The 14279-nt window shown below is 63.5% G+C and carries 12 protein-coding genes; 10 read left to right on the top strand and 2 right to left on the bottom strand.

From position 1 onward, the window contains the following. The first annotated feature begins 6 nt into the window (after positions 1-6). The 3 genes from EN990_RS14005 (at position 7) to EN990_RS14015 (ending at position 2947) form a co-directional block, all read left to right on the top strand. Positions 7-993, top strand: a complete 987-nt coding sequence (locus tag EN990_RS14005) for an ABC transporter permease (protein WP_013532869.1) — start codon at positions 7-9, stop codon at positions 991-993. Between the two features lie 3 nt (positions 994-996). After that, positions 997-1788, top strand: coding sequence for an ATP-binding cassette domain-containing protein (locus EN990_RS14010; protein WP_013532870.1), 792 nt, complete (start codon positions 997-999; stop codon positions 1786-1788). A 136-nt stretch (positions 1789-1924) separates the two neighbouring features. Further along, complete coding sequence (locus tag EN990_RS14015; protein ID WP_127370433.1) at positions 1925-2947, top strand: LacI family DNA-binding transcriptional regulator; 1023 nt, start codon at positions 1925-1927, stop codon at positions 2945-2947. A gap of 330 nt (positions 2948-3277) precedes the next feature. Here EN990_RS14015 and EN990_RS14025 read toward each other — a convergent pair whose 3' ends face one another. Beyond that, positions 3278-3868 (bottom strand): TetR/AcrR family transcriptional regulator, encoded by a 591-nt coding sequence (locus EN990_RS14025; protein ID WP_013532873.1) that lies wholly within the window; start codon positions 3866-3868, stop codon positions 3278-3280. A 241-nt stretch (positions 3869-4109) separates the two neighbouring features. Here EN990_RS14025 and EN990_RS14030 point away from each other — a divergent pair, with 241 nt between their 5' ends. Genes EN990_RS14030 through EN990_RS14040 form a run of 3 tightly spaced genes read left to right on the top strand, consistent with a single transcriptional unit; the run spans position 4110 to position 8701 of the window. Continuing rightward, entirely contained in the window at positions 4110-4364 is a 255-nt protein-coding gene (locus EN990_RS14030; RefSeq protein ID WP_024502614.1) for a hypothetical protein, read from the top strand. Beyond that, complete coding sequence (locus EN990_RS14035; RefSeq protein ID WP_024502613.1) at positions 4358-7534, top strand: multidrug efflux RND transporter permease subunit; 3177 nt, start codon at positions 4358-4360, stop codon at positions 7532-7534. Before EN990_RS14030 ends, EN990_RS14035 begins: the two co-directional genes overlap by 7 nt. Before the next feature lie 15 nt (positions 7535-7549). Beyond that, the gene (locus EN990_RS14040; protein WP_013532876.1) at positions 7550-8701 is read left to right on the top strand and encodes an efflux RND transporter periplasmic adaptor subunit; all 1152 of its coding nucleotides are present in this window, start codon (positions 7550-7552) and stop codon (positions 8699-8701) included. Between the two features lie 22 nt (positions 8702-8723). Here the strand turns inward: EN990_RS14040 and EN990_RS36645 are convergent, their stop codons facing one another. Beyond that, positions 8724-9149, bottom strand: coding sequence for a LysR family transcriptional regulator (locus EN990_RS36645; protein WP_281040634.1), 426 nt, complete (start codon positions 9147-9149; stop codon positions 8724-8726). 132 nt (positions 9150-9281) lie between these two features. Between EN990_RS36645 and EN990_RS14050 the strand changes: the two genes are divergently transcribed. From EN990_RS14050 to EN990_RS14065, 4 genes are all read left to right on the top strand, one after another. Next, entirely contained in the window at positions 9282-9974 is a 693-nt protein-coding gene (locus EN990_RS14050) for a GntR family transcriptional regulator (protein ID WP_013532877.1), read from the top strand. Between the two features lie 35 nt (positions 9975-10009). Then, positions 10010-11116, top strand: a complete 1107-nt coding sequence (locus EN990_RS14055; RefSeq protein WP_024502610.1) for a mandelate racemase/muconate lactonizing enzyme family protein — start codon at positions 10010-10012, stop codon at positions 11114-11116. 1 nt (position 11117) lies between these two features. Further along, complete coding sequence (locus EN990_RS14060; protein ID WP_127368703.1) at positions 11118-12302, top strand: mandelate racemase/muconate lactonizing enzyme family protein; 1185 nt, start codon at positions 11118-11120, stop codon at positions 12300-12302. Between the two features lie 246 nt (positions 12303-12548). Continuing rightward, positions 12549-14213 (top strand): ABC transporter substrate-binding protein, encoded by a 1665-nt coding sequence (locus tag EN990_RS14065; protein ID WP_013532880.1) that lies wholly within the window; start codon positions 12549-12551, stop codon positions 14211-14213. Positions 14214-14279 lie beyond the last annotated feature (66 nt).

The raw sequence follows: 14279 nt of genomic DNA on the forward strand, positions 1-14279 counted from the left end.
TTGCCTGTGGAAAATCATTCGCTCGTCCCACGCCTGATCGCACGGCCGGAATTCGGCCCTTTCGTGCTGCTCGTCGTCGAGATCGCCGTTTTCTGGAGTTTCAACCACGACTTCCTGTCGCCGCAGAACATCTCCAACACGCTGGCTTTCACGGTCGAGCTCGGCCTGATCGCGCTGGCGATGACGCTGTTGATGACGTCCGGCGAGTTCGACCTCTCGGTCGGCTCCCTGTTCGGCTTCTCGCCGGTCTTGATGTGGACCCTGTTCAACAGCGGCCTGACCTCGCTCGAAGCCGGCTTTGTCGCCGCGCTGCTGGTCGCCGCCTTCATCGGGCTGGTCAATGGCTGGTTCGTGACGCAGCTCAAGATCCCATCCTTCCTGGTGACGCTCGGCATGCTGCTGGTGGTGCGCGGCACCGCCCTTTTCGTCACCGACGGTTTTCCCCAGCGCACCTGGAGTGCGGAGGGCAGCTGGCTGGCGGAAGCGCTGGTCGGCGACTTCTTCATCGGCCCGTTCCGCATCTACATGTCACTGTTCTGGTTCATCGCCGCGGCGATCGCGCTCGGCTATGTGCTGACGCAAAGCCGCACCGGCAACTGGATCCAGGCGGCCGGCGGCAACCCGAGCGCGGCGCGGGCGCGCGGCGTCAATGTCAGCGGGGTCAAGATCGGCCTGTTCGTGCTGTCGTCGGTCATGGCCTCGCTTGCCGGCGTCATCTCTTCGTTGCGCACGTCCGCCGCCAACCCCAACAGCGGTACCGGCTATGAGTTGGAAGTCATCGCCATGGTGGTGATCGGCGGTACCGCACTTACCGGCGGGCGCGGCACGATCATCGGCACCGTGCTCGGCATCCTGATCCTGCGCGTGATGCGCAACGGCATCGTGCTGATCGGCGTGCCTGGTCTTGCCTATAACATCTTCATCGGTGCCATCATCCTCGGCATGATGGCACTGCATTCATGGCTGGAACGCCGGCATCAGGCGGGGACTTGAACCATGGCCGAGCCACTGATCCGCATGACGAACATCCGCAAGTCCTACGGCCGCGTGCAGGCGCTGGAGGATGCCAATTTCCATGTCAATGAACGGGAGATCGTCGGCTTGCTCGGCGACAACGGCGCCGGCAAGTCGACGCTGATCAAGGTGCTTTCGGGTGCCGTTCCGCTGACCAGCGGCGATATCTTCATCCGTGGCAAGAAGGTGAGCCTGCGCAGCACCAGCGACGCCATCGCCCATGGCATCGAGACGATCTACCAGGACTCCGCACTGGTCACGCAACTGTCGATCGCCCGCAATCTGTTCCTCGGACGCGAGCCGATCAAACCGCCGCGCTTCCTCAACCGGATGGACCAGGAGGCGATGAACACGGTTGCCCGCGACCTGCTCAAGCAGGTCGGCATCTCGAAGAACATCCCGCCGACGACGCCGATCGGTTCGCTCTCCGGCGGCGAGCGTCAGGCGGTGGCGATCGCGCGCGCCATGCATTTCGACAGCGACCTGATCATCCTCGACGAGCCCACCAACAATCTGGGCGTCGCCGAAACACAGGGCGTGCTGAGTTTCGTGCGCAGCGCCCGCGATTCCGGTCACTCCTGCATTTTCATCGCCCACAACATCCACCATGTCTTCCAGGTGGTCGACCGCATCGTCGTCATGCGCCGGGGCAAGGTGGTCGCCGACGACATCGACCCGAAGACGACCAGCGTGGCGGAGGTAGAGCGGATCATCACCGGCATGTCGGACAAGGAAATCCGCGATGCCATCACCGATGGCAAGCCGTCGCACTGACTGTCGGGTGATGGCGGCAATCACCGCTGCCTCAGATCGCATCGCTTGTCTGGCGCGGCATCGCAGGGCGCATAGGTAGCGGCATGAAAGCCACCGTTTCGGATATCGTCCGCAATTGCGGGCTGTGGGTAGCGGCATGAAAGCCACCGTCTCGGATATCGCCCGCAATTGCGGGCTATCGACCGCAACGGTCGACAGGGTGCTGAACAACCGGCCGGGTGCGAGTGCGGCCAACCGCCAGCGCGTCATGGAGGCGGCCAAGCAACTCGGCTACCTGCCGGTCGCTGATCAGGTGACGCTGCCCTCGCGGCCCGCCCATCTCGAATTCCTGCTGCCGATCGGCAGCAATGCCTTCATGCGCGATCTCGCCGGGCATATCGAGGACTACGCCGCGCGTCTGCCGCTTGTCGCCTCGTGCCGGATCCACAATCTCGCCGGTATCTCGCCGAACGCGCTGCAGAGCGCTGTCGAAAACCTGTCGCTCAGGGCCAATGGCGTTGGCGTGATCGCTGTCGATCATCCGCGTACGCGCAACATCCTGCGCGACATCGTCGAAGCCGGCATGCGTCTGGTGACGCTGGTGTCCGATGTTCCGACGGCACCGCGCGCGGCCTATGTCGGCATCGACAACAGGGTGGCGGGACGAACGGCGGCGCTGCTGATGGGACGCTTCCTTGGCGGCCGCACCGGCCATCTGGCGATGGTCGTCGGCTCACGTTCCTATCGCGGCCACGAGGAACGCGAGATGGGTTTCCGCTCGGTGCTCAATGAGGAGTTTCCCAATCTGACCGTCAGCAGCGCCGTCGAGATCAACGACGAGCCCGATGCCGGCTACACCGAGACCATGAAGGCACTGCACGACGAGCCGGAGTTGCTCGGCATCTATTGCGTCGGAGCTGGACATTCGGGCGTTGCAAAGGCGATCCGCGAGGCCAGGCCGAACCACAAGCCGGTGTTCATCTGCCACGACCTGACCAAGGACACGCGCGGTCATCTCGTCGACGATCTCGCCGATGTCGTCATCGACCAGAATGCGCGGCTGATCGCCGAGCAGTCGGTCATTCGCCTGCTCGGCTCGATTGCCTCCTCCGCACCCTATCTGACGCGCAAGTTCATCGAACCGCGCTTGATCTTCAGGGAAAACGTCCCGGTGCAGTGAAGCAGGCGGCCTGCAAAAATGCCTGTTGCCGGATTTGTATGATAATTGGCACGGCAAATCTGCACAGCAGCTATGCAAGTTTCTTTGTTGCCGAATCGTTGGGCAACTCGTAGGTTCTGGTTGTCGGCCATCTACTCCTCCCAGATGCGATGCCGACGCTGAATGGGGTGCACCTCCTCCCGCGCCACATTCGAAAATCGAGCCCGCTGCCACCTCCTCCCGGCAGCGGGCTTTTTTCGTTTGGCCGCCGGAGTTTCCATACCGCCTGGGTCAAAGGCGTACGCGGCCCTCCGTCATAGAGCCGTAACCCGCCAACAATCGTGGCGGATCTCAACCGGCGGCAGCGCCCCGGAACGAAACGATCAGCCCTTCGGCCATGCGCACGAACTGGGTGCTCGGACCTTCGGTACCCACGGTCTGCACGCTGACACGCGCGCCCTCGAACAACAGCGACAGCGTATCGGCGAGCAGTTCGGCCTGACCAATGCCGGCATCCCGACATAGCGTCACAAGGCGCGCGCGCTGGGCTTCCTTGAGCTCCTTGATCACCAGCCTGGCCGGATGGTCCGGCTCGGTCAGCTCAGCGGCGGCGTTGGCCATGTCGCAGCCGCGGCCGTCCGCATTGAGCATGGCAGCCGCCTTGCGAACCCAGGCATGCAGTTGGGCAAGCTTGTCACCAGGGAATTCGGCCTCGAATGCTTCCCACATAGCGCCGGCCTTGGCCGCATTGGCGCGCAGGCATTCGACGATCAGTTCGTCCTTGGATTCGAAGTGACGATAGAGCGTCATCTTGTTCGTGCCGGCAGCTTCGGTGATGGCGTCGACGCCGACGCCCTTGATGCCATGCTTGTGGAACATGTCGCGTGCCGTCTCCAGGATCCGATCCCGGGGACGAGAGCGCTCCACGATGCCGTCTGCCATCATGATCTCCTTTCGTTTCCAAAAAACCCTCGGCCACCTCTTGACTAGGGTGTTACCGGTCTGTAACTTCCAGAATGTTACTTACTGGTAACACCTATATCGTCCACCGTCAATAACAAGGCCGTGAACGGCCCTGCCAGACGAGAGGGGCGAGAAACTGCCAATCATGCGGCCTCGGCCGGTGAAGAGATGAAAACGGTTCGCGAGCACGGGCTGCGAATCGACAGACAAGGAGCCGGCCATGCCACAGCGCCGCGATCTTACCATAGATGAAGCCGTCCGGGATCCGATGATCCGGCTGGTCATGAAAGCCGATGGCGTCGACCCGCGCGCCTTCGAGACGATGTTGCGCTCGCTCGCCGATACGCAGCGTGGCGAGGTGCCGTTGCTGCGTTCGCGGGACGGCCTCGGTGACAAGCGCGGCCAAAGGCTGTCCAGGGTTGCCAGCGCCTTCGGGCGGGCAACAGCAGCCGGAGAGGCGTGCGTGTCGTGGTAAACTTTTTCATTCACCGTCCGATCTTCGCCTCGGCGATCGCCATCATCATGGTGCTCGCCGGGTCGATTTGTTATTTCCTGCTGCCCGTCTCGCAGTTTCCCGACATCACGCCGCCGCAGGTCGTGGTCAGCGCCCATTATCCGGGCGCCAGCGCACAAGTGGTGGCCGACACGGTGACGACGCCGCTGGAGCAGCAGATCAACGGCGTGCAGGGCATGACCTACATGTCGTCGACGAGTTCCAATGACGGCTCCTCGACCATCACCATCACCTTCGATGTCGGCTATTCGCTGAGCACCGCCGCCGTCGACGTGCAGAACCGCGTCTCGCAGGCCGCCTCGTCGCTGCCGGCGATCGTCAACCAGGGCGGCGTGACGATCAAGAAGCAGAATCCGAACTTCGTCCTGATCGTCAACCTGACTTCGCCCGACAGTTCGGTCGATCCGGTGGCGCTGAGCAACCTTGCCTATCTGCAGGTGGTCGACCCGCTGAAGCGGCTGCCCGGCGTCGGCGACGTGCAGATCTTCGGCGAGCGGCGCTATTCGATGCGCGTCTGGCTCGATCCCGACAAGCTCGCCAATCTCGGCATCACCGCCGTCGATGTGCAAAACGCCATCGCCGAACAGAACGTCCAGGTGGCGGCCGGCAAGATCGGCCAGTCGCCGGCACCCGCCGGCACCGCCTTCGAGATGCAGGTCAACGCCGTCGGCCGCTTGAGCGATCCCAAGGAATTCGGCGACATCGTCGTGCGCGCCAACACCGATACCGGCTCGCTGGTCAGGCTGCGCGACGTCGCCCGCATCGAACTCGGCGCGCTGCAATATTCGTCGTCTGCCTTCTTCGGTAAAGACCCGACCGTGGTGCTTGCCGTTTACCAGATGCCCGGCTCCAACGCGCTCGATCTGCAGCAGCGCGTCAAGGACAAGATGCAGGAGCTGTCGGGCCGTTTCCCGAAGGGCGTGTCCTATGCGATGCACTACGACACCACCCGTTTCGTCTCGGCGTCGATGCATGACGTGCTGATCACGCTCGGCGAAGCGCTGGTGCTGGTCGTCGCCGTGGTGTTCCTCTTCCTGCAAAGCTGGCGCACGACGATCATCCCGACCATCGCCATTCCGGTGTCGCTGGTGGCGACGCTGGTCGTCATGGAGATGCTCGGCTTCTCGCTCAACATGCTCTCCCTGCTCGGCATGGTGCTGGCGATCGGCCTCGTCGTCGACGACGCCATCGTCGTGGTCGAGAATGTCGAACGACAGCTGGAGGCCGGGCTCAAACCGCTTGCGGCGACCAAGGCCGCAATGACCGAGGTCACCGGCCCGATCATCGCCACCACCGCGGTGCTGATGGCGGTGTTCGTGCCGGTCGCCTTCATTCCCGGCGTCTCCGGCAAGCTCTACAACCAGTTCGCACTGACGGTGGCGATCTCCGTCGGCATCTCCGCCTTCAACTCGCTGACGCTGAGCCCCGCGCTCAGTGCCGCCTTCCTGCGGCATCGCGGCGAAACGCAGTTCGCCCCGTTCCGCTGGTTCAACACCGGCTTCGACAGGCTGTCGCACGCCTATGCCAATGGTGTGCGCATCCTCATCCGTTTGCGCTGGATCATGCTCGGCCTGTTCGCGGCGGGGCTGGTCGCCACCTACTTCGTCTGGCAGCGCCTGCCCTCGACCTTCCTTCCGGTCGAGGACCAGGGCTATTTCTTCGTCGTCATCCAGTTGCCCGACGGCGCATCGCTGGAACGCACCGACGCGGTGGCGCAGAAGGCACGCGACATCCTGCAGGCGACGCCCGGCGTCGACATCGTCGGCTCGATCAGCGGCCTGAACTTCCTGACCAGTGCCGCGCAATCGAATTCGGCGGTCGAATTCGCCATCCTGAAGCCATGGGAGGAGCGGGGCCCCGACCAGAGCGCATCGAAGCTCGTCGCCGATGTGCGCGGCAAGCTGATGCAGATCCCGGAAGCCTTCGCGCTGAGCTTCGATCCGCCGTCGATCCCCGGTATCGGCACGACGGGCGGCTTCGAATTCGTCGTCGAGGATCTGACCGGCCGCGGCAGTTCAGCCCTCAACGATGCGACGCAAGCCGTGATCGCCGAGGCGCGCAAGCAGCCGGAAATCAACCCGCAGCAGCTGTTCTCGCCGTTCTCGACCTCGACGCCACAGTTCAACTACGACCTCGACCGCAGCAAGGCCAAACTGCTCGGCCTCAACCTGCCCGATGTCTTCAACACGCTGCAGATCTATCTCGGCTCGCTCTACGTCAACGACTTCAACCTGTTTGGCCGCACCTTCCGGGTGACCATCCAGGCCGACAAGGATGCACGTGCAGGTGCCGCCGACATTTCGCGGCTCTATGTGCGCAATGCCTCCGGCGGCATGGTGCCGCTCTCGACGCTGGGCAAACTCGTGCCCTTCGTCGGCCCGGAGACCGTGCCGCACTACAACAACAATGCCTCGGCCTCGATCAATGGCGGCGCCGCACCGGGCTTTTCCTCCGGCCAGGCGGTTGCCGCCATGGAACGGGCCGCTGCAACCGCGCTGCCAAGGGATTTCGGTTTCGAATGGACCGGCATCACCTTCCAGGAGCTCAAGGCAGGATCGATCGCGTCCGTCGTCTTCGGCCTCGCCATTGTCTTCGTCTTCCTGATCCTGGCGATGCAGTATGAGAGCTGGGCGATGCCGTTCATGGTGCTGTTGGCGGTGCCACTGGCCCTGTTCGGCGCCTTCGCAGCGTTGTTGCTGCGTGGCATGCAGATCGACGTCTACTCGCAGATCGGCTTCGTCATGCTGATCGGCCTGGCGGCCAAGAATGCGATCCTGATCGTCGAATTCGCAAGGCGACGGCGCGAGGAAGGCCTCAGCATCGTCGACGCGGCGATGGAGGCGGCACGGCTCAGGCTGCGGCCGATCCTGATGACGGCCTTCGCCTTCATCCTCGGCGTGCTGCCGCTGATGTTTGCGACCGGCGCCGGTGCGGCAAGCCGGCAGTCGATCGGCACCACCGTGTTCGGCGGCATGGTCGCGGCGACCATCCTGTCGCTGGTGTTCGTGCCGGTGTTCTACGCGGTCATCGAACAGCTGCGTGAACGCCGCGGCAAAGACGAGCCCACCTCTCAAGACAATGAACCAACTGCTGAGCACGCTTTACCGCCCCTGGCGGAAGCGGCCGAATAAGATTGGAGACTGATCATGCGTAAATGGAAAATCGCGTTGGGAACGGCTGTCGCGCTGGGTGCGATCTCGGTGGCCAGCGTCCACCTGCTCGATATGGGCAATCTCAGCCTCAATGCCGGCACGGCAGGTGCGGCGCCCGCCCCGGCGGCGTTCGTCATGCCGGTGCCGGTGGTCAGCGTCGTCAAGAAGACGATCCCGATCTACCTCGACTATGCCGCGCGGACAGAGCCGATCCGCAGCATCACCTTACAGGCGAGGATTCCCGGCTATCTGCAGGAGCAGACCGCAGCCGACGGCGTCGACGTCCGGCAAGGCGATCTTCTCTACAAGATCTCGCCTGACGACTTCCAGGCGGCGCTCGACCAGGCCAAGGCCCAAGTGCAGCGCGACACGGCGACGCTCGACTATGCCCGCTCGAATCTTGGTCGCGGCACCGAGCTCGCCAAGAGCGGCTACCTCGCCAAGGACGGCTTCGACCAGCGCACCAGCACCTTGCGCGAAGCGCAGGCATCGCTGGCGCTGAACCAGGCGGCGGTCCGCACGGCAGAGCTCAATCTGAGCTACGCTGAAATCCGGGCGCCGTTTGCCGGGCGCCTTGGCCGCAACCAGGCCTCGGTCGGAACGCTGGTCAGCGTCGCCGGCACCGTGCTCAACACGCTGGTGCAGCTCGACCCGATCTACGTCACCTTCAACCCGAGCGAGACGGATCTGACCGAGATCGAGCAAGCCCGTGCGAACGGCCCGATCGAAGTGGATGTCCTGCTCCCCGGCCAGACCGAGGCAAGCCAGAAGGGCGAGCTTACCTTCATCGACAATTCGGTCGACCGCTCGACCGGCACGATCACGGCGCGCGCGACGATCGGCAATGGCAAGTTCACGCTGCTGCCGGGCCAATATGTCCGTGTCCGGCTGCATGTGAGAGAGCAGGCCGATGCGCTGATGGTGCCACAGACGGCGCTGGGCTCAAGCCAGCTCGGCAAATATCTCTATGTCGTCGGCAAGGGCAATACGGTCGACCAGCGGCTGGTTTCGCTCGGACCGACGAGCGGCGATCAGGTCGCCATCCTCAGCGGCGTCGCCGAGGGCGACCAGGTGATTACGGGCAATCTGCAGAAGATCGGCCCCGGAGCGCCCGTATCGCCGATACCGGAAAAGCCGGCCACCTGAACACCCCCGTCAGGATCCGGCTTCAGCGCGGCGCCCCGGCCTTCCCACAGGTCGCGGGCGCCGCTCGACTGAGCAGTTCCACCAGACCGGCAACATCGGCCCGGTCGGCCTTGGCCGGCGGCATGAATGCACAATAGGGGTGCCCGAGGTGCACCGAGACGAGGAGAGCGCAATCAGCCGACCGGCCTCCAGATCGGCGTGCGCCATGACCCGCTGGCCAAGCGCGATGCCCAGGCCGAGCCTTGCCGAGGCGATCGGCGTCGGTGAGCGCGATGCGGTTGCCGCTGCGCACGAACAGCTGCTTGCCGAACCAGGTTTCGAGATTGCGTATCTGCTGGCTGACCGCTGCAGAGGACACGCCGAGTTCAGAGGCGGCCAGAGTGAAGCTGCCGGCACGGGCGGCAACTTCAAAAGTCTTGATCGCATTCAGCGGCGGCAACCGTTCCACAGCGGCTCCATATGACTCGCCAGGGGGAATTTCGAAACGGTCTCAGCAGCGTTGGCCAATCAATTGAGATAGCCTCTTGTTAGATTGTCGACAATCTGCTTGTCTTGCTTTCGGTTTCCTGGGAGTGGCCGAATGGCGAAAGCGGATTTCAGTCCGATCGCGGACACGACGCGACGCGCCGAGATCGTTGCGCTGTTGCGGCGCGCGATCCTGACCGGGCAGCTCGCACCCGGCCAGAAGCTCAACGAACTGCGGATTTCCGAACAGATGCGGGTCAGCCGCGCGCCGCTGCGCGAGGCGATGCGCGAGCTGGTCCAGGAAGGCATCCTGACCAGCATCCCCTATGCCGGCACCTTCGTCATCGAGGTCACAGCCAAGGACATCGACGATGCCTATTCGTTCAACAAGGTGATGGACGAGCTGGCCATCGAGCGGGCGTGGCCGCTGCGTGACCAGCGCTTCTTCGACGAGCTCGATCGGCGCCACGAAGCCGTGAAGCAGGCGACCCGCGCATTGGACACGACACGCCAGATCGAAACCGCGCTGCAACTGCATGGCCTGATCTACGAATGGGCCGACAATTCGGTGCTGCTGGAAACCTGGCAGCGGCTGACCAGCCGGCTGCAGATGTATTTCGCGCTCCACCAGCATGCCCGCAACGAGCCGGTGCCGGCCGAAGACGTTCACGAAACCTATGTGCGGTTGCTGAAGGGCAAGGACATGCGTGCGGCCCAGTGCCATGCCAGGGAGCATATCGATCTCGACTTCGAGGAGTTGCTTGCCTACGCCCGCGGCCTCGAACAACGCCCATCGAGGGGCGCCTGACCCGTTCCCAACACCACAGACAGCGGACAAGACACGTGCAGATCGAGACCATCAAGGCCTACCACGTCATGCAGCCCTTCGTTGACGGGCCATACCGCATGTCGAAGGGGCGCGAGGCCGACGCCTTCGACGCCGTGATCGTGTCCATGACATCAGACAGCGGCATCACCGGCTGGGGCGAGATGGCGCCGCTCGGCAATTTTTACTCGGCCGCCTTCCCCGCCGGCGTTCGCGCCGGCGTGGTCGAGATCGCGCCGCATCTGATCGGCCGCGATCCGCGCGGGCTGGCCAGCATCGGGCGGCTGATGGACACGGTGTTCAAGGGCCATCCCTACATCAAGTCGGCGCTCGACATGGCCTGCTGGGATCTGGCGGCGCGCGCAGCCGACGTGCCGCTGGTCACGCTGCTCGGCGGCAAGGAAAGCGACACCGCGGAACTCTACAAGGTCGTCACGCACGGGAGCGTCGACGCCATGGCCGCGCTGGCCAAGCGCATCGTCAAGGACGGCTTCCACCGGCTGCAGGTCAAGGTCGGCGGCAATGTCCATGACGACATCGAACGCGTCATCGCGGTTGCCTCCTCGGTGCCGAAAGGCACGGTCATCTTCTGCGACGCCAATGCCGGCTGGACTCCCTATCAGGCGCGCCAATTCGCCGATGCCACGCGCGCCATCGACTACACGTTCGAGCAGCCCTGCACCACGATCGATGAAAACATGTCGGTGCGCCGCATGCTCGACAAGCCGATGGTGCTCGACGAATCCGTCACCTCGCTCGAGGCGATGCTGGAAATTCATCGCCTGGGCGCGGCCGACGGGCTGACGCTGAAGATCTCGCGCCTTGGCGGCGTGACGAAGACGCGCCAGATCCGCGACATTGCCGTCGACCTCGGCTTCATGATCACGGTCGAGGACACGGGCGGCGCCGAGATCGACACCGCGGCGATGGCGCATCTGTCGCTGTCGACGCCGGAAGAGCGCCGGCTGCACGCCATCGCCTTCCATGAATGGGTGACGGTGCGCACGGCATCGAACATGCCACCGGTCACCGGCAGCCGCATGGGCATTCCAGACGGGCCGGGTCTCGGCATAGACGTCGTTCCCGATCTGCTCGGCGCGCCGTTCTTCGAGGTCGGGCGCTGAGATGAAAATCCGCAGCATCAAAGCCACGCCGATCAATCTGCGCCTCGAAGCGCCCTATGCCTGGGTGTTCGGCGAACTCGACGGATTTTCACCGACCGTCGTCGAAGTCGAGACCGAGGATGGCCTGGTCGGCCTCGGCGAAGCGCCGACGCCAGCGGCGGCCGCGATCATCAATAATGTCCTGGCGCCGCGGCTGGTCGGGCGCGATGCCTTCGACATCGCCGGCGCCGAGCATGTCTGCCTGCCCTTTTGGACCGGCGTGCAGTCGATCAACGACCGCACGCGCATCATGGCTTTCGGCGCCATCGAGATGGCTTTGTGGGACCTGCGCGGCAAGGCGTGGAACCAGCCGCTCTATCAGTTGCTTGGCGGCGCCGTACGCAAGGATATCCCGTTCACCGACTATTTTTCGCTGCGCGGTGATGGGCCAAATGTGAAGGGCGAGACGACGCCCCAGGAAGTCGCCGACTATTGCGTCGAATTGCACGAGACGCATGGAACGACTTTCTTCGAAGGCAAGTTCTCGACCGAAGATCCGAAAATCTCGCTCAGGATGGTCGAGCTGATCCGCAGAAAACTCGGCGACGATGCGATGATCCGTATCGATTCCAACCAGGCCTATTCGCTCAGCACCGCGCGGCGGCTGGCGCGCCCGCTGGAAGAATTGGGCGTGCGCAACTGGGAGGATCCGGTGGCGACCATCGAGGAGATGCGCGAGTTGCGGCGCCATTGCTCGATCCCGTTCTCGACCCACAACATCGACATTGCGCGCGCCATGGAAACCAAAGTGCCGGACGCCTTCGTCGGCAACCCGACGACGCATGGCGGCATCGGCCGGCTGTTGCGCTTCGTCGGCGCCTGCGAGCATGCCGGGATCGATTTCTGGTGCTACAGCGGCGACAGCGGCATCGGCAGCGCCGCCTATCTGCATCTGTGCGCGGCACTCGGCTGGATCAGGGAGCCGAACCAGTCGCTGTTTCGCATGCTGCCGATGGATGTCACCGAGGAAGGACCGTTTTCGCCGAAAAACAATGTCGTGCGCGTTCCGGAAGGTCCCGGTCTCGGCGTCACCTTGTCGCGCGAAAACCTCGCTGCCTGTCACAGAGACTTTACCGAGAAAGGACCGTGCAACAAGTATCATGACCCGGCAAAGCCCGGAACCTATCGCCGTTTGCCGCTGAACTAGATGACGGCTAGCGGCCAAGACCGACGGCCAGACACGAGAAGCCAACCGCCGCGATTTCGGTCGGGAAGGTTGGACAAAGACGGTGGAAGCCGTGCAGCCACAATCCCGAGCGTCCACGCCACGACTGGATGGACCGGACAAAACCGCATGCTAAAGTTCCGGTAGACAGGCCTCCGGTGCCGGGAAAATGGAGCAATCCACGAAAATTTCGTCAACCATAAGAAATAGGGGAAAGGGTAAAAACCCATGAGCAAGAACCACAGCATTCTCGACCTTATCCGGCGCAATCGCACGCCGCTTGAAAATCACCTGATCGACGGCCTCGTCGACGGCCGTGTCAGCCGCCGCGACTTCGTCCGTCACGGCAGCCTGCTCGGCCTGTCGCTGCCGCTGCTGGGCCGCATAGGCATGGCCGCCGGCCTTGGCGGCATGCCGTCGCTGGCGCGCGCCCAGGGCGCGCCGGGCGCCACCATCCGCGTCGCCAGCAGTGTGCCGGCGGCGACGATCGACCCGGTCAGCATTGCAGACGCCGGCGGCCTGCTGATCATGCAGCAGGTTGCCGAATTCCTTTGCGTCGACGGCCCCGATCTGGTGCTGCAGCCGGCCTTGGCCGAAAGCTGGAAACCGAACGACAACGGCACGGTGTGGACCTTCAAGCTGCGCAAGGGCGTAAAATTCCACAGCGGCGGCGAGATGAAGGCCGACGACGTCGTGGCCAGCATCGACCGCCTTGCCGACCCGGCCAACTCGTCCAATGCGCTGTCGGTGTTCACCGGCATCCTGCAGAAAGGCGCTTCAAAGAAGGTCGACGACTACACGGTGGAATTCCACCTCGATGCGCCGAACGGCAACTTCCCCTACATGCTGTCGTCCGACAACTACAACGCCGTCATCATCCCGGCGAGCTACAAGGGCGACTACGAAAAGAGCTTCGACGGCACCGGGCCGTTCAGAATTGAGAAATACACGGCAAAGGTCGGCGCGTCCTTCGTCCGCAACGAGGACTATTGGGGTCCCAAGGCCTTGCCCGAGCGCACCGAATTCACCTTCTTCACCGACATGCAGCCGCAGATCCTGGCGCTGCAGGGCGGACAGGTCGACATCATCAACCAGATGCCGGTGTTGGCCGGCGTCGCTCTGCTCAACGATCCGAACATCGACATCATCAGCCTGAAGTCGTCGGCCCATCAGCAGCTGCACATGCGCTGCGACGAGGGTCCGTTGAAGGATGCGCGCGTGCGCCGAGCCATTGCGCTCTGCCTCGATCGCGACAAGCTGGCCGCCGGCCTGATGAAGGGACGCTCCGCCCTGGGCAATGACAGCCCGTTCGCCGCCGTCTATCCTTCGACCGATACGAGCGTGCCGCAACGCAAGCAGGATATCGCCCAGGCCAAGCAGCTCATGGAAGCAGCCGGCCTTGGCCAGGGCTTCAAGATAACCCTGACCACCGAACGCTACCTGGAAATCCCCGAATACGCCCAGCTCATCCAGAACTGGGTCAAGGAGATCGGCGTCGAGCTCGACCTCAACATCCTCGACCAGAGCGGCTATTACGGAGACGCGGTGTTCGGCAAGTCGAACTGGCTGGATTCGGTGATGGGCATCACCGACTACGGCCACCGCGGCGTGCCGAACGTCTATCTTGCGGCACCGCTGAAGAGCGAAGGCACCTGGAATGCGGCGCATTTCAAGAACAAGGACTATGACGCGCTGGCGACCAGCTACATCGCAGCACTCGACCTCGAGGCGCAGAAGGCCGACGCCGGCAAGATCCAGAAGCTGTTGCTCGAGGAAACGCCTGTTATTTTCGGCTATTTCTACGACTATCTGACGGCGACGGCGAAGGGCGTGGCCGGCGTACAGCCGACCGCCATGTCGCAGCTGTTCCTCGACAAGGCATCGAAAGCCTGAACTAACTCTTTGTTGGAGCATGACCTTTTCCGAAAACCGGTCCCCACTTTTCGGGATCATGCTCAA

The sequence above is a fragment of the Mesorhizobium sp. M7A.F.Ca.US.005.03.1.1 genome (genome assembly GCF_003997975.1).
GTDB classification, from domain to species: Bacteria; Pseudomonadota; Alphaproteobacteria; order Rhizobiales; family Rhizobiaceae; genus Mesorhizobium; species Mesorhizobium ciceri.

What these genes read in the sequence shown, in the direction of transcription:
- EN990_RS14040 (WP_013532876.1), top strand. Translation starts at nt 7,550, where the DNA reads ATGCGTAAATGGAAAATCGCGTTGGGAACGGCTGTCGCGCTGGGTGCG.
- EN990_RS14030 (WP_024502614.1), top strand. Translation starts at nt 4,110, where the DNA reads ATGCCACAGCGCCGCGATCTTACCATAGATGAAGCCGTCCGGGATCCG.
- EN990_RS14060 (WP_127368703.1), top strand. Translation starts at nt 11,118, where the DNA reads ATGAAAATCCGCAGCATCAAAGCCACGCCGATCAATCTGCGCCTCGAA.
- EN990_RS14065 (WP_013532880.1), top strand. Translation starts at nt 12,549, where the DNA reads ATGAGCAAGAACCACAGCATTCTCGACCTTATCCGGCGCAATCGCACG.
- EN990_RS14010 (WP_013532870.1), top strand. Translation starts at nt 997, where the DNA reads ATGGCCGAGCCACTGATCCGCATGACGAACATCCGCAAGTCCTACGGC.
- EN990_RS14015 (WP_127370433.1), top strand. Translation starts at nt 1,925, where the DNA reads ATGAAAGCCACCGTCTCGGATATCGCCCGCAATTGCGGGCTATCGACC.
- EN990_RS14025 (WP_013532873.1), bottom strand. Translation starts at nt 3,868, where the DNA reads ATGGCAGACGGCATCGTGGAGCGCTCTCGTCCCCGGGATCGGATCCTG.
- EN990_RS14050 (WP_013532877.1), top strand. Translation starts at nt 9,282, where the DNA reads ATGGCGAAAGCGGATTTCAGTCCGATCGCGGACACGACGCGACGCGCC.